At 48.2% G+C, this 16,120-nt stretch carries 21 protein-coding genes and 1 riboswitch; of the genes, 8 read left to right on the top strand and 13 right to left on the bottom strand.

Annotated elements, in window-relative coordinates; all coding sequences use genetic code 11:
* Window positions 1-14: 14 nt before the first annotated feature.
* Both mnmL and mnmM read left to right on the top strand, forming a co-directional pair.
* Window positions 15-1,010, top strand: a complete 996-nt coding sequence (gene mnmL / locus ATH33_RS12430; RefSeq protein WP_121874478.1) for a tRNA modification radical SAM protein MnmL/YtqA — start codon at window positions 15-17, stop codon at window positions 1,008-1,010.
* Window positions 1,007-1,579: a tRNA 5-(aminomethyl)-2-thiouridylate-methyltransferase MnmM gene (mnmM, locus tag ATH33_RS12425; protein ID WP_037992970.1), complete on the top strand. Its 573-nt coding sequence runs from the start codon at window positions 1,007-1,009 to the stop codon at window positions 1,577-1,579. The genes mnmL and mnmM overlap by 4 nt, the downstream gene beginning before the upstream one ends.
* Before the next feature lie 93 nt (window positions 1,580-1,672).
* On the opposite strand, the gene ATH33_RS12420 is transcribed toward mnmM, so the two are convergent.
* Window positions 1,673-2,047: a S1 RNA-binding domain-containing protein gene (locus ATH33_RS12420; RefSeq protein ID WP_037992972.1), complete on the bottom strand. Its 375-nt coding sequence runs from the start codon at window positions 2,045-2,047 to the stop codon at window positions 1,673-1,675.
* Window positions 2,048-2,399: 352 nt separating this feature from the next.
* Here ATH33_RS12420 and ATH33_RS13650 point away from each other — a divergent pair, with 352 nt between their 5' ends.
* The 3 genes from ATH33_RS13650 (at window position 2,400) to udk (ending at window position 5,108) form a co-directional block, all read left to right on the top strand.
* On the top strand, window positions 2,400-2,540 hold the full coding sequence (locus ATH33_RS13650; protein WP_156097692.1) for a hypothetical protein: 141 nt from the start codon (window positions 2,400-2,402) through the stop codon (window positions 2,538-2,540).
* Window positions 2,541-2,720: 180 nt separating this feature from the next.
* Window positions 2,721-4,298 carry a phosphoenolpyruvate carboxykinase (ATP) gene (gene pckA, locus ATH33_RS12415; protein ID WP_037992975.1) on the top strand — a complete coding sequence of 526 codons (1,578 nt, stop codon included), beginning with the start codon at window positions 2,721-2,723 and terminating at the stop codon, window positions 4,296-4,298.
* Between the two features lie 129 nt (window positions 4,299-4,427).
* The gene (gene udk / locus ATH33_RS12410; RefSeq protein WP_329605873.1) at window positions 4,428-5,108 is read left to right on the top strand and encodes a uridine kinase; all 681 of its coding nucleotides are present in this window, start codon (window positions 4,428-4,430) and stop codon (window positions 5,106-5,108) included.
* A 28-nt stretch (window positions 5,109-5,136) separates the two neighbouring features.
* Here the strand turns inward: udk and ATH33_RS12405 are convergent, their stop codons facing one another.
* From ATH33_RS12405 to ATH33_RS12370, 8 genes are all read right to left on the bottom strand, one after another.
* Window positions 5,137-5,562 (bottom strand): hypothetical protein, encoded by a 426-nt coding sequence (locus tag ATH33_RS12405; RefSeq protein ID WP_037992978.1) that lies wholly within the window; start codon window positions 5,560-5,562, stop codon window positions 5,137-5,139.
* A 304-nt stretch (window positions 5,563-5,866) separates the two neighbouring features.
* A complete protein-coding gene (gcvH, locus tag ATH33_RS12400) occupies window positions 5,867-6,256 on the bottom strand; it encodes a glycine cleavage system protein GcvH (protein WP_037992979.1) in 390 nt (129 codons plus the stop codon).
* A gap of 16 nt (window positions 6,257-6,272) precedes the next feature.
* On the bottom strand, window positions 6,273-6,719 hold the full coding sequence (locus tag ATH33_RS12395) for a TlpA family protein disulfide reductase (RefSeq protein WP_231564551.1): 447 nt from the start codon (window positions 6,717-6,719) through the stop codon (window positions 6,273-6,275).
* Window positions 6,720-6,815: 96 nt separating this feature from the next.
* Window positions 6,816-7,172 (bottom strand): arsenate reductase family protein, encoded by a 357-nt coding sequence (locus ATH33_RS12390; RefSeq protein ID WP_037992981.1) that lies wholly within the window; start codon window positions 7,170-7,172, stop codon window positions 6,816-6,818.
* 53 nt (window positions 7,173-7,225) lie between these two features.
* Window positions 7,226-7,783 carry a cob(I)yrinic acid a,c-diamide adenosyltransferase gene (locus tag ATH33_RS12385; RefSeq protein ID WP_037992983.1) on the bottom strand — a complete coding sequence of 186 codons (558 nt, stop codon included), beginning with the start codon at window positions 7,781-7,783 and terminating at the stop codon, window positions 7,226-7,228.
* Window positions 7,780-8,580, bottom strand: coding sequence for a heme ABC transporter ATP-binding protein (locus ATH33_RS12380; RefSeq protein WP_037992984.1), 801 nt, complete (start codon window positions 8,578-8,580; stop codon window positions 7,780-7,782). The genes ATH33_RS12385 and ATH33_RS12380 overlap by 4 nt, the downstream gene beginning before the upstream one ends.
* A 13-nt stretch (window positions 8,581-8,593) precedes the next feature.
* Complete coding sequence (locus ATH33_RS12375) at window positions 8,594-9,619, bottom strand: FecCD family ABC transporter permease (RefSeq protein ID WP_121874477.1); 1,026 nt, start codon at window positions 9,617-9,619, stop codon at window positions 8,594-8,596.
* On the bottom strand, window positions 9,616-10,572 hold the full coding sequence (locus ATH33_RS12370; RefSeq protein WP_037992985.1) for an ABC transporter substrate-binding protein: 957 nt from the start codon (window positions 10,570-10,572) through the stop codon (window positions 9,616-9,618). Before ATH33_RS12370 ends, ATH33_RS12375 begins: the two co-directional genes overlap by 4 nt.
* 137 nt (window positions 10,573-10,709) lie before the next feature.
* A riboswitch (cobalamin riboswitch) is annotated at window positions 10,710-10,901 on the bottom strand.
* A 74-nt stretch (window positions 10,902-10,975) separates the two neighbouring features.
* Here ATH33_RS12370 and ATH33_RS12365 point away from each other — a divergent pair.
* Both ATH33_RS12365 and ATH33_RS12360 read left to right on the top strand, forming a co-directional pair.
* Window positions 10,976-11,830 carry an alpha/beta hydrolase family protein gene (locus ATH33_RS12365; RefSeq protein ID WP_170151265.1) on the top strand — a complete coding sequence of 285 codons (855 nt, stop codon included), beginning with the start codon at window positions 10,976-10,978 and terminating at the stop codon, window positions 11,828-11,830.
* A 38-nt stretch (window positions 11,831-11,868) separates the two neighbouring features.
* Window positions 11,869-12,189: a metal-sensitive transcriptional regulator gene (locus ATH33_RS12360; RefSeq protein ID WP_037992988.1), complete on the top strand. Its 321-nt coding sequence runs from the start codon at window positions 11,869-11,871 to the stop codon at window positions 12,187-12,189.
* Window positions 12,190-12,439: 250 nt separating this feature from the next.
* Here the strand turns inward: ATH33_RS12360 and ATH33_RS12355 are convergent, their stop codons facing one another.
* Window positions 12,440-13,315 carry an SDH family Clp fold serine proteinase gene (locus ATH33_RS12355; protein ID WP_052186590.1) on the bottom strand — a complete coding sequence of 292 codons (876 nt, stop codon included), beginning with the start codon at window positions 13,313-13,315 and terminating at the stop codon, window positions 12,440-12,442.
* Between the two features lie 20 nt (window positions 13,316-13,335).
* The gene (locus ATH33_RS13440) at window positions 13,336-13,527 is read right to left on the bottom strand and encodes a hypothetical protein (RefSeq protein WP_147437081.1); all 192 of its coding nucleotides are present in this window, start codon (window positions 13,525-13,527) and stop codon (window positions 13,336-13,338) included.
* Window positions 13,528-13,669: 142 nt separating this feature from the next.
* Here ATH33_RS13440 and ATH33_RS12350 point away from each other — a divergent pair, with 142 nt between their 5' ends.
* Window positions 13,670-14,464, top strand: a complete 795-nt coding sequence (locus ATH33_RS12350) for a DUF2797 domain-containing protein (RefSeq protein WP_037992990.1) — start codon at window positions 13,670-13,672, stop codon at window positions 14,462-14,464.
* A 6-nt stretch (window positions 14,465-14,470) separates the two neighbouring features.
* Here the strand turns inward: ATH33_RS12350 and ATH33_RS12345 are convergent, their stop codons facing one another.
* The gene (locus ATH33_RS12345; RefSeq protein ID WP_037992992.1) at window positions 14,471-15,028 is read right to left on the bottom strand and encodes a glycerol-3-phosphate acyltransferase; all 558 of its coding nucleotides are present in this window, start codon (window positions 15,026-15,028) and stop codon (window positions 14,471-14,473) included.
* Window positions 15,029-15,059: 31 nt separating this feature from the next.
* Entirely contained in the window at window positions 15,060-16,103 is a 1,044-nt protein-coding gene (locus ATH33_RS12340) for a YkvI family membrane protein (protein WP_147437080.1), read from the bottom strand.
* Window positions 16,104-16,120: the final 17 nt, after the last annotated feature.

Raw genomic sequence — 16,120 nt, 5'->3', positions numbered from 1 at the left:
ACAAGGATGATACCATGAAAAACAATAAATGCAAAACCCCTTCCCGTTGGGGAGAAAAACGATATCACACATGGAATCACCATTTGCGCCGGGTTTTTGGGCAAAAAGTGTTTAAGGTGGCGTTGGACGGCGGATTTACTTGTCCCAACCGGGACGGAACCGTGGCCGTCGGCGGATGCACGTTTTGCAGTGCACGCGGCTCCGGGGATTTTGCCGGAAACCGGCGTGATAATTTATTAAAACAATTTCACGAAGTCAAAACGCGGATGCATCAAAAATGGCCGGAAGCCAAATACCTTGGCTATTTTCAAGCTTTCACCAACACCTATGCCCCCGTGGAAACATTGAAAAATATGTATGAAATCATTTTGGAACAACCGGGCGTTGTCGGCTTAAACATCGCAACACGGCCGGACTGCCTGCCGGATGATGTGGTGGAGTATCTGAAAGAACTCAACGAACGGTCTTATTTGTGGGTGGAGTTGGGATTGCAAACCATCCATGATGAAACGGCCAAAAGGATCAACCGCGGACATGACTTCGCCTGTTTTCTGGAGGCCGTGGATAAACTGAGGAAACACGGAATCCGTGTCTGTGCCCATATCATTCACGGCCTGCCGGGCGAAACCGAAGAAATGATGCTGGAAACCGTCAAAGCTTGCGCTGACATGGATATCCAAGGGATCAAAATCCATTTGCTGCATGTATTAAAAAACACGCCGATGGCGAAGCAATATGAAGCCGGGCTCATCCGGTTTTTGGAAAAAGATCAATATATAAGTTTGATCGCCGATTCCCTGGAACTTCTCCCACCCGACATCGTCATTCACCGGTTGACGGGCGACGGGCCCCCGGACTTATTGATCGACCCGATGTGGAGCACCAACAAATGGAGCGTGCTCAATGCCATTGACGCCGAATTGAAAAAGCGCAACGCATGGCAGGGAAAAAAAGCCAAACCGCGCAAGCCGCTGACGCCTTCCACATCCATGTCAGGAGGAAAAGCATGATTCTTCCATCCATCTTGCAAAGTGCCCACCAATGGGCGTCCGAAGCATTAACTCCCGGCGGGACGGCCATCGATGCCACAACGGGAAACGGCCATGACACCTTGTTTTTGGCCAGGCAAGTCGGACCGGACGGACAAGTCTTCGGCTTTGACATTCAAGAACAAGCCATCCAAAAGACCCACCGGCGTCTCTTGGCGGAAAATGCACATCGTCAAGTCACATTGTTCCAAAAAAGCCATGATCAAATGCACGAAGTGTTGCCGGAAAAACTCTTGGGAAAGGTCCAAGTCGTGATGTTTAATCTGGGCTATCTCCCGCACGGGGACAAAACGATCATCACCCGTCCCGACACCACCGTCCGAGCCATGCAACAGGCCCTCCAATTTTTAACATCCGGCGGACTGCTGATTGCAGCTCTGTACACCGGCCATCCGGGCGGACAAGAAGAAGCCGGTCACGTCATTGAGTGGGCTTCCGGCTTGTCCCCCCGTTCTTTTCAAGTCATGTGGCAACAGATGATCAACCGGGACCGGTCCCCTTCATTGCTGATGATCGAAAAACGGTCATAAAAAGACGGATCCCCGCTCCGGCGATCCGTCTTTTTATAATAAAAACATCTTCCCGGCTTCCTGGAAGATGTTTGATTGCTGATTTATGAAACATTATCGGTTTTTTCTTTGCTTGGCTGCAAGGGCACTCAGTCGTTCTTCGCTGCTTTTCATCCATTTCTTCATCATGTCTTCGAAGTCCGTCGAACTTCTTCGACCGGACCGTCCTCCTCTTCGATCACGCGGACGATCCGCCTGGAGCGCTTTTATTGACAAGGAGATTTTTCCTGAAGGATCAATAGAAAGCACTTTCGCTTTAACTTTTGCACCTACTTGCAACTCATCTTCAACTTTTTCCACATATTTTGTCGAGATTTGAGAAATGTGAACCAAACCCGTTTCTCCGGATTCCAGTTTGACAAATGCGCCGAACGGTTTGGTGGTAACCACTTCCCCTTCTACGACGGCCCCTTCCTTTAACACGCTCATTATAACACTCCCGAAGTGTAATTAATTCTGTACAAAAGTACCATTTATTTTCGTAAAAGTCAATGGGTAAAAATGTCTTCGCACCCGATGATGCGCTTGTTTTATTTATCTCCTTGTCTCCACAGATCCAAACCTTTGCCTTTAAAATATACACAAAACCATGGCAAAATATGCACTTGATTTCCCACCTGTTTCTTAGTTTAATATTTTTCTTATAAGGGAATTTGAAAGGATATGTGATTGTATAATCCCTTTCTGATTCTGTTGGACAGACCTGAGGCGGGGATGAAGCGGCAACATCCTCCATGAAAAACCCGTGCCGCGCAAACTTTATTGTTGGGAGGCTACTTTTGTGCATCATTCGGTGAATGACGTGAAAATCATTGAGGAAAAGGCAAAGAAAGATCAGGCGGAAGAAAGAAAAGCGATCCGGGTGGTTCGGGAAGCAACCAAAACCCATTTGAAAAACGAAAACAATCATCATTCAAAATAAACCATTCCCAGCCGAATCCTTCTCAAAAAAGGAGAACCCCTGTACCGGGTTCTTCTTTTTTTGTTCCTTACCAAAAAAATAAATGATCCTATTCACCTTATCCGGATAATTATGTTATACTAATCGGTGATTTAATATATCACAATCGATTCGGAATCTCATTAAAAGGTGGATGTAAATATGAGCATGGTTATCCCGACGAAAAATGAACCTTCTCTTCACCTCGGGGGAAAATTGCACATCAACCTCCCTGTCAGCCAATTGGTGGAACACGCCATCTTGAGAAAAGAAGCCGTTTTGACAGAATCCGGCGCCATTTGCGCAACCACAGGGGCTTTTACCGGACGTTCACCCAAAGACAAATTCATCGTTCAGGAACCTTCCGTCGATGGACACATCGACTGGGGAAGCGTCAATCAACCCATGGAACCGGAGAAGTTTGAACGTTTATTAAAACGGTTACAAACCTATCTGGCAGAAAAAGAACTCTACATTTTTGACGGTTTTGCCGGCGCAGACCCCGCTTACCGCCTTGCGATCCGGGTCATCAATGAGTATGCCTGGCAAAACCTGTTCGTACATCAGCTTTTTATTCGCCCTTCAAAAGAAGAACTGGAAACGCACGAGCCGGAATTCACCGTGGTTTGTGCCCCGGACTTCAAAGCCGATCCGAAATCGGACGGAACCCGGTCCGAAACGGTGATTGCCGTCAGCTTTGAGCACAAAATGGTGATCATTGCCGGAACCCGTTATGCAGGGGAAATGAAAAAATCCATATTCAGTGTCATGAATTACTTGCTGCCGGAACATGGTGTGCTGCCGATGCATTGCTCTGCAAACATCGGGAAGGAAGGAGACGTGGCCCTCTTTTTCGGACTGTCGGGAACCGGAAAAACAACGTTGTCCGCAGACCCTGAACGCTCGTTGATCGGAGATGACGAGCACGGCTGGTCCGACCAAGGGGTGTTTAACATGGAAGGCGGTTGCTACGCCAAATGCATCGGCCTTACCGAAGAAAAAGAGCCGCAAATCTACCGTGCCATCCGCTTTGGCTCCGTTCTGGAAAATGTCGTGGTGGATCAAGACGGGGTTCCCGATTACGAGGACGCTTCGTTAACCGAAAACACACGCGCCGCTTATCCCATTCATCATATTTCTGGATCAGTCATTCCGGGGATCGCCGGACACCCGAAAGTCATTCTCTTTTTAACGGCGGATGCTTTTGGAGTATTGCCCCCGATTTCCAAGTTGACGCCGGAGCAAGCCATGTATCATTTCTTGTCCGGCTATACGAGCAAGCTGGCCGGAACCGAGCGGGGAGTCACGGAGCCGGAAGCCACTTTTTCCACATGTTTCGGCGCTCCGTTCCTGCCCCGCCCAGCATCGGTTTACGCGGAAATGTTGGGCGAAAAAATTGACAAACACCAAGTCGATGTTTACTTGGTCAACACCGGCTGGACCGGCGGGCCTTATGGAACCGGCAAACGCATGGATTTGAAATATACGCGCGCCATGGTCCGTGCCGCCATTTCCGGGGAACTGAAAAAAGCGGATTATGAAACGGATCCCATTTTTGGTTTGTCCATGCCCAAAACCTGCCCGAACGTCCCGGATGAAATATTGAATCCGCGCAACACTTGGGACGATCCAAAAGCTTATGACGAAAAAGCACGGGAATTGTCCCGTCGGTTCCACACCCATTTCGCGAAATTTAAAAATATCAAGGATAAAATTCGTAACGCCGGCCCCCGGCTCTGAACTTTTCTTTTAAAAACAGCTCTTATTTTTCAAGAGCTGTTTTTTTATTAACAAAAACGCTTATTTTATATTTTTTGACATCCTGTTATCTGTTGAAATCAATGTAATCTATTGGTATGATCAGCAAAGGTGAAGCTTGGACGAAAGAAAGGAAGCTCAGTCATGTCAACAAAACCTGTCATTATCGGTGTTGCAGGAGGAACCGGTTCAGGCAAAACGACCATTGCCAAAAAACTGGTGGAACAGTTTTCGGAATCCGTGGTTTATCTGGAACAAGATTCTTATTATAAAGATCAATCCCATTTGCCTTTTGAAGAACGCATCAAAACCAATTACGACCATCCTTTGGCCTTTGACAACGATTTGTTGTATCAACATCTCCTTCAGCTGAAAACCTACCAACCGGTTCAAAAACCCGTTTATGATTATGCACGGCACACCCGGGCAAAAGAATCCGTACATCTCGAGCCCAAAGATGTCATCATCTTGGAAGGCATTTTGATTTTGGAAGATGAACGTTTGCGCAATCTGATGGATATCAAAATTTTTGTTGACACGGATGCGGATGTCCGGATTTTAAGAAGAATTGACCGCGACATCAAAGAAAGAGGAAGAGATCTGGATTCGGTGATCAACCAGTATCTGACCGTTGTGCGTCCGATGCACATGCAATTCATCGAACCGAGCAAACGTTATGCCGACATCATCATTCCTGAAGGAGGGCACAATCAGGTGGCCATCAATCTTTTGCTCAATCAAATCCGGACTTATTTGCAAAAAGCTCCTTCCTTTTCCAATAAAAAAGCCTAGATCGCATTCACGACCTAGGCTGGATTTCTTATTTGCTTTCTTCTTTCTGCTCTTCGAGCTCTTTCAGCTGATCGCTTAACACGTGGAGACGATGCTTCAATTCTTCGCCCCACTCTTTATCATTTAATACTTTTGATACTCTCAACAAGTCAAGTGAATGATCAATTTGTTCGCGCAAGATGGGTTCAAAGTCTTCAGACTCTTGAAAACTTACGCCATATTCTTTCCATTCAGCGATCATTTCGGGGGTAATGGTATCTCGGAGGGTGACTTCTCTTACGCGATCTTCCCGAGCGTACTCCACCACTAGCTCGAACTCTTCTCTCACCGATGGATGAACTTGAACGTCATGGCAAACCGGACAGTACATCAGTGGCACCTTATGAACCATGACGGACTCTGAACGATACGATCCGATAAATCCGATGGTTGATGCGCCACAACAATAACTCATCTGCGATCCCCCCTGTCCCACTCATGATCGGCGACATATCCTGGTGCGATTCGGTTTTATAAAGGATAAGGCGTCTTTTATATATTTTATCACAAATCACTATTATCCAAACATATTTATACAAAGAAAAAACATGACAATTTTTTCTGTTCACCGAAAATCTTCACTTTTAAAAATCTCCTGATCCGGGGAAGGGGCCGCCCGGGCCGCCGGAAAGCACAAAAATATCCTCCTGTAAAAAATCTCTTTTTCACCGAGATTTTCCTTCAGGAGGACAAATCAGGCCGTGACGGCACATTAAGAATCAGTCTTCTTCACTGACCATCGCTTCATATTGGCTTGCATCCAACAATTTCTCCAGTTCGGAGGGATCGGACATTTCCAACACGATCATCCAACCGTCTCCATAAGGGGATTCATTCACATTTTCCGGCGAATCTTCCAGTCCGCTGTTAACCTCAAGAACTTTTCCGCTGACCGGAGCATAAAGTTCCGAAACCGTTTTCACGGATTCGACACTGCCAAACGATTCTTCGGCAGCCAGTTCCTGTCCTGCCTCAGGCAATTCCACAAAAACAATGTCTCCTAACTGGTTTTGGGCAAAGTCCGTAATCCCGATGCGAACTTTGTTGTCTTCCAAAGTTTCCACCCATTCATGTTCTTTGGAATACCGCAGTTCTTTTGGCACGTTCATTGTTCGATTCCCTCCGTTATTGAATTTCTCCCGACATCCGTTCCAGCGGGCGCTTTAACATGGACAATGCCTTGGCGCCGGCGAAACGGTGTCTTAATTGACCTTTGGCATCGAATAAGTAAAATGCCGGTACATACTCATTCTCAAAGGCATCCACAACAGCATGCTTGTTATCGATCCCTTGAGGATGTTTCAATTCATATTTTACGATAGTTTCTTTCACCGCGTCTACATCTGTATCTTTTTCCGAACGCGGGACATGAATACCTATAAATTCCACATGCGGATGTTCTTCCCGCAGTTTGTTCAATTCTTTAAACCCCATTTTGCACAACTCGCAACTGACGGACCAGAAATGAACCAGCACGGGTTGTCCCGTGAGCTCGTCGTTTGAAACCTCTTGATTCACCCATTCCGTGACGCCGCCGATGTCCGGCAATGCCGTCCGCAACCGCAGAACCATGTGCCATTCCTCCCGTTCCGTATGAATAAAGGCCCGACACATTGTCAGGCCTTCCGGCTTGCTTGCCCGTAAACTTTTTTAAGACCGAATGAAACATTACAGCCATTTTTCTTTGAACTCTTCTTCTTTAAAACCAACCGTGACCTGGTTCCCGTCGGTAATGACCGGGCGCTTGATCAGCATCCCGTCCGATGCCAAAAGATCCAACTGCTCTTCTTCACTCATCTCTTTCAGCTTTTTGGACAATCCAAGTTCACGGTATTTCTTGCCGCTGGTATTGAAAAACTTTTTGACGGGCAGTCCGCTTTTGGAAACAAACTGTGCCAATTCATCCCGGGAAGGAGGGTTTTCGACGATGTTTTGCTCGGTGAAACGCACGCCGTGTTCCTCCAAAAATTTCTTGGCCTTACGGCACGTCCCGCATTTCGGATACCAGTACATTTTCAGTGCCAATTTCAGCCCTCCTTATGTGGACATCATTATTTCTTATTCTATCCTGAATAAAATTATTTGAACACTTGGCCGCCTCTTTTATATTCCACATCCGCCACATTTTCCCTCACATTGGCCACCCTTGCCGCGACAAAGAAAAAGTCGGACAAACGGTTTAAGTAGCGGCGGACTTCCTCATTGGTCTCTTGTTCACGGCACAACGTCACCACCATGCGTTCAGCACGGCGCGCCAGCACGCGGCAAATGTGCAAAGCGGCGGCTCCCCGGGTTCCACCCGGCAAAATAAACCGTTTTAACGCCGGGCACTCTTCCTCATAATGATCAATCCAGTTTTCAAGGCGACGGACCATCTCCGCATTCACCTTATATTGCCGCTTTTCCCCCGCCTGTGCCAGGTCGGCTCCGGCATCAAACAATTCATGTTGAATTTCGGTCAAATGCCGGATCAGATCGGAAAACTTTTCGTCATCCAACCGGGTGATGGCATCACCGACAAACGCATTCAGCTCATCTACGGTTCCATAGGCTTCCACGCGGATGTCATCTTTATCCACACGTCCGCCGATCACACTGGTTTTTCCTTCATCTCCCTTACGGGTGTAAATTTTCATGATATCTCCTCCTGATCAACACCCCTGGCGGATGTTAAAAGAATTTGCGGAACATGGAGGGTCGGATGATCAATGACAACCGGCTTGACACCATATACTTCTTCAACGAGGCCGGGCTCGATCACCTCCCACGCCGTTCCGGTTCTTACCAGCTTTCCGTCTTTCAGCACCAGCAGTGCATCGCAATATTGGGCGGCCAGGTTTAAATCATGCAGGACCACAATCACTGTCAATCCGTACGTCTTTTGCCAGTTTTTCAGCCGGTCCAGCACCGCAAGTTGATAATGAATGTCCAAATAAGTGGTTGGTTCATCCAATATCAGCAACCGGGGCTCCTGCGACATCACCCGGGCGATGGATACCCGTTGCCGTTCCCCTCCGCTCAATTCAGAAACCGGACGGTGTCTGACCGGGTAAACCTGCGTTTCCCGCATGATCCGGTCCACCACCCGCCGGTCTTCCCCGGTCTGTCCGAAAAAGCGGCGGCGGTAGGGATAACGTCCCATCAAAACAACTTCTTCAGCCGTGAATGAAAGATCCGAAACCTGTTCCTGCGTCAATACCGCCCATTTTTTGGCTCTTTCTTTGAGCGGATACGATTCAAGCGGTTTATCATCCAACCAAACCTTGCCGGCATCGGGAGCATCCTCCCCGGTGAGAAGGCGCAGCAATGTGCTCTTTCCGCTTCCGTTCGGACCGATGATGCCCAACATTTCTCCTGGTTTGACTTGAAAAGAAATCTCTTTCAACACCCAGCGTTGCCCCATCTTTTTCGCCAGTCCGGCCGCTTTTAACATCGTTTGTCTCCTTTCATCCCTGACTTCTCTGATGTCTGCGCAAAATGCCCGCGAAAAAAGGAGCCCCCACAAAGGCTGTCACCACACCAATCGGGAGTTCCCGGGGTGCCAGCATAATCCGGGACAACCCGTCGGCCCAAATGAGAAAGGAAGCCCCGAACAGCGCCGACAAGGGAAGCAAATACCGATGATCCGCCCCCGTCAACATGCGCATGATGTGGGGGACCACCAATCCGACAAAGCCAATCATTCCCGAAACGGAAACAGCCGCACTGGTCATCAGGGAAACAATGATCAATAAAAATATCCGCATTTTTTCCACATGAATACCCAGATGGTGAGCCGATCTTTCTCCCAACACCATCAAATTCAGCTCCCGTGAAAACCGCCAGCAAACGAGAAAGCCGATGAGAAAAAATGGCAACAGCAAACCGATGTGTTGCCACCCGCGAAAAGCAAAACTGCCCATCAGCCAAAACTGAATCCGCTGCATTTCCTCCGGGGAAGTCGAAATGGCCAAAGTCAACACCGCACTGAAAAACGCTTGGACCACCACGCCGGCCAGAATTAATGAACTCGCCTGCGATGCTCTCCGTCCTCTCCCAAGCTGAAGCACCAACAAAAGTGCCAGACAAGCGCCCAGAAAAGCAAAAAGAGGAAGCATCCAACCGGACCGGTCCCCCCAGCCGGTGATGATAACCAAAGCCGCTCCGACAGCCGCACCGGAGGACACCCCCAGGATATACGGGTCCGCCAAATGATTTTTGAGCAATCCCTGATAAATCACTCCGGCCGTCGCCAGACAAGCTCCGACCAAACCCACCAACAACACCCGGGGAAGCCGCAACTCCCAAATAATAGCGGCATCGGCTTCATCCATGTTCAACCCGTCCGCCAAACCGGTATGTTGCAAAATAACTTTCCACACCGTCCAAAATCCGACATCCGTGCTTCCAAGAAAAACCCCCAGGGAAACGGAGAGAATCAGGGCAACCAACAACCCTCCTCCCCACAACCACTTCCTTCTTCCGATCGTCATCGGGCACTCTCACCAAACCTGTCAGGATACAATGTTTCAGCCAATTGTTTGACCCCTTCGTAAACGCGCGGCCCGGGACGGCTCAACAAATCCGGATCCAGTGCGTAGACCCGGCCTTCCTGAATGGCACGGATGGATTGCCAGCCTGCCCTTTTCTTAATTTCTTCGATATTGCCATGCAACGAAACAATCACATCCGGATTCCATTTCACCACTTGTTCCGGAGAAACTTTGGGCCATCCTTTCAGCCCTTGCGCCACATTTTTTCCGCCGGCCAATTGGAACAATTCATTCATAAAGGTGTCTCCCCCGACCGTATACAAGTTGTCGTCCAATTCAATCCACACTTTCACCCGTTTTTCTTCCGGAACTTGAGCCACCTTGGCATAAACCGTCCGCAATTGTTTTTCCATTTTGGCAACCAATTGATCCGCCTCTTTTAGATGATTGGTTGCCTGCGACAAGATGACAATGGCCTCATAAATCTCTTTGGTGCTTTGGGGATCGGCCACCAACACGGGAATCCCCATTTTTTTCAATTGATCCAGAACTTCTTTTTCATTTCCGGAACTTGCCACAACCAGATCCGGCTTTAAAGCCACCACTTGTTCCGCATTGATTTGGAATGCACTGACTTTGGGCAAATTTTTGACTTCCTCCGGATAATCATCCTGATCGGTTACTCCGACCACTTGCTTTCCTGCTCCCAGTGCGAATAAAAGCTCCGTGTTGCTCGGCATCAGGGATACGATACGCTGTGGCTCTTTTTCAATCTGAACCAGATTGCCCGTCTGATCTTTTACAGTCAGCGGATAATGGACGCTTCTGTCTTGCATCGGCCCGTATTGCACGGCTGAATCATCCAGGTTTTGCGGGGAACAACCGGCAATTCCGCCGATCAAGACCAGAAGTGCGATCCCCAGGAAAAGAACTTTCCACTTGAATCGTTTCATGTTTGAACTCCTCTCTGTGGCCAATAAAAAAACCCGTGCTGACGGGGCACAGGAGTTACATGCATGCAAAACACCAGCCCGGCATGAGACACACAACGGGCCAAGTGCATACGTCTCTCCTCACCCCCGAAGGAGAACGTAAGTAAACAGAAAAGGCAGGTCTCCTGGCTTATGGGTCATCGTCAGGCTCGCCTTCCCATTTTCTTGCGAAAACAGTGGCATTAAGAGCCGTCCTCCCCAAATACAGTGGCGGGGCCGCGCCGGATTCCAACCGGTCTTCCCTATTACCTTTCTCCCATCGGAGAAAGACCTTTTCTTCTATTCACTTCGTTCGTTATCATTATAAAAGAAAGGAAAACGGGTTTCAATTTTCAGACCTGCAGCGGAAGGGAGAGACCACACTTTGCTTAAAAAATCTTTTTCTTTTGATTTGGGAAAAGAAAATCGCGTCATCCGCGGAGATATCCGTTTGCCAAAACCGCAACTACCTGCGCCGGTCCTTTTCATTTGTCACGGTTTCAAAGGATTCAAAGATTGGGGATTTTTCCCTGTATTGGCCGAAAAACTGGCTGAAGCCGGCTTTGTCACCGTCACGTTTAACTTTTCCATGAATGGAATCGGCGAGGATTTGGAAAACTTTACGGAGTTGGAGAAATTTTCATTGAACACCTTCAGCCGGGAACAAGAAGATTTGGCCTTTTTAATCCAAAAGGTCCGCGAAGGGGACTTTCCGTATGCGGATGCCATCGATCCGGGACGAATCGGACTTTTCGGCCACAGCCGCGGAGGAGGCAACAGCCTGATCCATGCCTTGGATCACCCGGATCGGATCAAAGCGGTTGCTGTTTGGAACAGCATTCACCGGGCCGACTTCTTTGCTCCTGAAGTGATGGACGACATCAAGAGCAAGGGAATCGGTTATATATCCAATGCACGCACCGGACAACTATTGCCCGTCCGACGGGAAGTCATCGATGACATCCGGCAGAACCGGGAACGGTTTGACATCAAAAAACGTCTGCCGGATCTGCATCTTCCTCTGCTCATCGTACAAGGAACCGAAGATCTCCCCGGCTTTATGGAAGGAGCAAAAGAAATGGCTGATCTGGCAGACAAGGCCACGCTTCGTCTCATCGAAGGGGCCAATCACACCATGGGTGCGGTTCATCCTTTTGAAAAAATGACTCCGCAGCTGGAAGAGGCGATTCAAACCACCTCCTCTTTTTTTCTGAAGCATTTGTCTCCTGAACAGGTATAATGATAGCAGGTGCATCATGTAAAAAGCAGGTGAATGGAATGCAAACGCAGAAACCGTCTTCGGATTGCCCGGCGGGGGAAACCCGGAAAAGCCACCACCCCGACAAAGTGAAAAACAATCTGATTTCCCGGCTCAACCGCATTGAAGGGCAAATTCGCGGTGTCAAAAAAATGATCGACAATGATACTTACTGCGATGATGTGTTAAATCAGATTGCAGCGATCCAATCGGCTTTAAACAGTGTGGGCAAAATCCTTTTGGAAGGCCATTTGAGAAGTTGTGTGGTGGAACGTCTCCAAGAAGGCGAAATGGAAGTGATTGACGAATTGCTTGTGACCATGAATAAGTTGATGAAATAAGCAGTGAAAATGCAGACAGGTTGGCGGATCCCGCCAACCTGTCTGCTTAAGGGGGTCAAACGTTTTGGATTTCTACTTGCCATCAGTGACGCGTGAGAACATGAGATCATCCATTTACAAATTGGAAAGGAAAGTTGTTTTCTCTGCTCCATCCATTGTTGCATCGTCATGCTGCGTCTGTTTGCTTCTCTATCTATTATAACGGATCATGCTTCGGAAAAGTTTCAACAAAAAATGAAAAAATAAAATTTTAAACCGTGATGGAGACATCATGACTTTCAAACAACTTTACGGCGGTTTTCTCACGCATATACACCAAATAACGCGTGTAAAGACGCCACATTCCCTGCCAGAATTCATCCCCGGCCGGTTGGTACACCACTTTCAGCCCGATCGCTTTGGCCTCCTCATAACCGATGACTGAACCGTGATTCGGATATTTGTCTATGTTGATCAACGTCTCGGCAATCCGCTTGGCCTTCAGCAGATTGTTTTTATACATGGACCGGCTCAACCACTTGACGGCCAAACGTTTCGAATGTTCAATCGATTTATGGCAAAAGTCAATCAATGCCGCATCCACGCCCTGCAAAAAAGGAAGATAGGCTGCATTTAAAGGTTGTCCATTTGCATGTTCTTTTTTAATCAATTCGAGTCCGTTCAGGAAAGCTTGAGCGGGCCGGTATTGATAACCGAGCACGGTCGGAATCGAAACCTGAGGATCGATCGGACCCAGTTCCGATGTGTCGCTCATCACAATTTCATCCGCAGCCAGGCTGATCAAGGTGGCCGCACTTTTGGCTGCCTGCGGGACAATCACCCGAAGATGCCTGGTTTTGGAAAACAGCGTGTGCACCAATGTTTCCGCCGCATTCGGATCGCCACCGGGGCTTTCGATGATCAAATCCACATCACACGAGTCCTCCAAAGAAGAAACAATCTCATAAAACGGAGCAATATCTTCCCGGGTAATGGCGCTGTCCGGATGGGTCAGGTTCGCCATGTACACCAAAATGCGGCGCCCCGTCTTCTTTTCCAATTCTCTCATCAATGCCTGCCGTTCGTACCGGTCGCGATGGACAGCGTGATAAAGAGGACTTTGCTTTGGAAATTGTTGGTGATCCATGGAATCTCCTTCTCTTTTCATTATTGGCTTTGATAGGGCCGGCCGTACAACTTTTCTTTCGTCGGCTTGATTCCCAAAGCCTCCATATCCTTTTTCAGCTTTTGCACCGATTTGGCAAAGCACTCAAAATCATTCCGGTTGTTTTCGCGCAACAATTTCTCTTTGGCTGTAAGGAGTGTGTCAAACATCGCTTGCTTCCCTCCTTGTCTCATTCGCAAGCTCCTTTTTTTAGTATACTATATGCATTCCCTTTCCGAAAGATCACGGTGATTCCCCCGACTTTCCATTGTTGGGCACTTTCCCGTTTGCTATACTAATATATTAAGTCGATTCCATAAAGATAGGAGTTTTACAGTGAAATACACCGGATTTTTAGAGCCGCTTCAGCATCGCCCCGCCCGGCCTGTACACTATGAGCTGAAAGTGGATGACCAAGTCATCCCTTTGAATGATTTTTTGGGCAGGGAAATGGAAATCCGATTTCTGGATGAATTGCGATGCCGGTATTGCGGACGGAAAACCAAAAAATTTTACGGTAACAACAGCTCATGCTTTCCTTGTTTTAAAAAACTCCCGGTCAATGATCTTTGCATCGTCAAACCGGAATTGTGCCATTTCCATCAGGGAACTTGCCGGGACAACGCCTTCGGCGAGCATCATTGCATGTGCCCCCATATTGTTTATCTCGCTTTATCCAGCGATATCAAAGTCGGCATCACGCGAAAAAGCAACCGGTTCAACCGCTGGATCGATCAAGGGGCGGTGCAGGCATTGCCCGTTTTGGAAGTGGCTACACGCAAAGACGCCGGCGAAGCGGAAGTGTTCCTTTCCCAATTCATTACGGACAAAACCAACTGGCGCAAAATGCTGAAAAATGAAATCAATGACGCGGATTTGTATCAAACCCGCAAAGAACTGATCAAAAAACTGCCGGAACGGTTCCAGCCTTGCATCCTTCCTGAAACGGAAATTCATGAATTCACTTATCCCCAGCTTCAAGTTCCCGATAAAATCACTTCCCTGAACTTTAAAAAACAACCGGCCATCCGCGGGACATTGATCGGCATCAAAGCACAATACTTAATCTTTGACACCGGAGTATTTCAGGTGCGCAAACATGCCGGATACAAAATTTCCATTTCGCTTTGAGCATTTTTAATGTATCCGGCGAAAGAAGTTTTTAAACCGGTACGGCGGTCCCAAATTCCGGCGGATGTGCCGCCAATTCGGCTTCATTCGGAAGAGAATGAGGCTTCCCAAAACCAAAATGACAAGCCATGCATAAAAATGGGTCACCAGAATCAATCCGAGAATAATCATCGCCATGGTCGTAAGCAGTGTGGACAAAAACAGATAACGGGTGAACAGCAAACTGAAAAAATAAATAATGATTCCCACCAAAACCAACACCGGGCTTAAAATCAGCAATGCTCCCGCTGCGACGGTCAATCCGTAATTCCCTTGAAAACCCAAGAACACAGAATACATACTGCCGGCGACAACCAGGACAGCCGCAAAGCACGCTCCCGGCCACCCTCCCAAAGCCATGCCGAAAAGAGTTGCTGCCATTCCTTTCACCAAGTCAATTACAATCATTAAAAAATATTCGCGCGGCTGCAATTGGGATCGAAACGGATACTTTCCCAAAGCCCAGAGATGAAGCGGCAAAGCTCCCATCAGATAAGCGCCGGCCAAGATACAAACAAAACTCATGCTGTCCCCTCCTTCCCTGTTTTTTAACAAATTATGCCGGCAAACGGCATAGTGCCAACCGGATCAGGGTCACCAGCCCGGCATAACCGAAAAAAGGGTACAAAAACCCGATCAGCACCGGAAAACCGAACAAGGAAAACAGATAGCCCAATCCAAAAATCACAGCCATCACAGTTGCCGGATGGTACGGAATCCACGGTTTCAAACTGACGGTCAACCCGTATACATTGCCGATGAGGGTGGTCAAAATCTCCGCCCACATCACCAATAAAAAGAAGTATTTGAGCCCGTCGCCCAACCGGCTGATGACAAAAGCCATGGGAATCTTCAGATGAGACACATCCGTCCAATAAATCTGCATGGCGAGGTTGCTGGCAAAAAGCATCAAGCCCAAGCCCAAGCCACCCATCATCCCTCCCGCCATCACCACAGGCTCATCGGCCACTTTAGCCCCCAACGGGATCAAGACCGCTTGCATCAACGAGAAATTGTAAGCCACGTAAATGAGGGACGGCACCAACCAATGATAGCGGGACGGCACCAAAGCAAAGGGCATATAAGAAGACCAATCCGCTGTCTTCCAAGCATGAATCGCGACCATCCCGATAAACAGAAGCATCATGGGAACGACAAGGGAGTTGACCGATAAGATGCCGTCCATTCCCCTTAAAATGACGACATATGCAATGAAGACCGTTATCATGACCCCCAAATGAAAAGACAATCCGAGTTGTTCCTCAAACAAAGCCCCCGAGCCGGACAACATCGCGGTTGTGATGCCGAATAACATGAGACTGACCAACCGGCTCATCCATTTCCCCCAATATTCGCCAAACAAATAACAGTTGAAATCTTCATAGGACGGGGTGCCCAACCGGCTTCCCATGAGAAGCATGCGGACTCCCAACCATGAAAACATCCCGATGGCAAACAGGACTCCCCAAATGCTGTCTTTCCCGTGAGAAGTAAAAAATTGCATGATTTCCTGTCCGGAAGCAAATCCGGCTCCAACAGCGGTTCCCGCATAGACAAAACTGATCCGGAGAGCCAAACTCCATCTCCTCAGTGACCACATACAACCCTAACCCCTTT

Origin of the sequence: Thermoactinomyces vulgaris, from assembly GCF_003688725.1 — a bacterium.
In the GTDB taxonomy this organism is placed as follows: domain Bacteria; phylum Bacillota; class Bacilli; order Thermoactinomycetales; family Thermoactinomycetaceae; genus Thermoactinomyces; species Thermoactinomyces vulgaris.
Note: the sequence above shows the minus strand (reverse complement) of the source record. Positions and strands in the feature narration are given on the sequence as shown.

Coding starts and splice junctions, on each gene's coding strand:
- mnmL (WP_121874478.1), top strand. CDS start 15: ATGAAAAACAATAAATGCAAAACCCCTTCCCGTTGGGGAGAAAAACGA.
- mnmM (WP_037992970.1), top strand. CDS start 1,007: ATGATTCTTCCATCCATCTTGCAAAGTGCCCACCAATGGGCGTCCGAA.
- ATH33_RS12420 (WP_037992972.1), bottom strand. CDS start 2,047: ATGAGCGTGTTAAAGGAAGGGGCCGTCGTAGAAGGGGAAGTGGTTACC.
- pckA (WP_037992975.1), top strand. CDS start 2,721: ATGAGCATGGTTATCCCGACGAAAAATGAACCTTCTCTTCACCTCGGG.
- ATH33_RS12405 (WP_037992978.1), bottom strand. CDS start 5,562: ATGAGTTATTGTTGTGGCGCATCAACCATCGGATTTATCGGATCGTAT.
- gcvH (WP_037992979.1), bottom strand. CDS start 6,256: ATGAACGTGCCAAAAGAACTGCGGTATTCCAAAGAACATGAATGGGTG.
- ATH33_RS12395 (WP_231564551.1), bottom strand. CDS start 6,719: ATGGTTCTGCGGTTGCGGACGGCATTGCCGGACATCGGCGGCGTCACG.
- ATH33_RS12385 (WP_037992983.1), bottom strand. CDS start 7,783: ATGAAAATTTACACCCGTAAGGGAGATGAAGGAAAAACCAGTGTGATC.
- ATH33_RS12380 (WP_037992984.1), bottom strand. CDS start 8,580: ATGTTAAAAGCGGCCGGACTGGCGAAAAAGATGGGGCAACGCTGGGTG.
- ATH33_RS12375 (WP_121874477.1), bottom strand. CDS start 9,619: ATGACGATCGGAAGAAGGAAGTGGTTGTGGGGAGGAGGGTTGTTGGTT.
- ATH33_RS12370 (WP_037992985.1), bottom strand. CDS start 10,572: ATGAAACGATTCAAGTGGAAAGTTCTTTTCCTGGGGATCGCACTTCTG.
- ATH33_RS12360 (WP_037992988.1), top strand. CDS start 11,869: ATGCAAACGCAGAAACCGTCTTCGGATTGCCCGGCGGGGGAAACCCGG.
- ATH33_RS12355 (WP_052186590.1), bottom strand. CDS start 13,315: ATGGATCACCAACAATTTCCAAAGCAAAGTCCTCTTTATCACGCTGTC.
- ATH33_RS13440 (WP_147437081.1), bottom strand. CDS start 13,527: ATGAGACAAGGAGGGAAGCAAGCGATGTTTGACACACTCCTTACAGCC.
- ATH33_RS12345 (WP_037992992.1), bottom strand. CDS start 15,028: ATGAGTTTTGTTTGTATCTTGGCCGGCGCTTATCTGATGGGAGCTTTG.
- ATH33_RS12340 (WP_147437080.1), bottom strand. CDS start 16,103: ATGTGGTCACTGAGGAGATGGAGTTTGGCTCTCCGGATCAGTTTTGTC.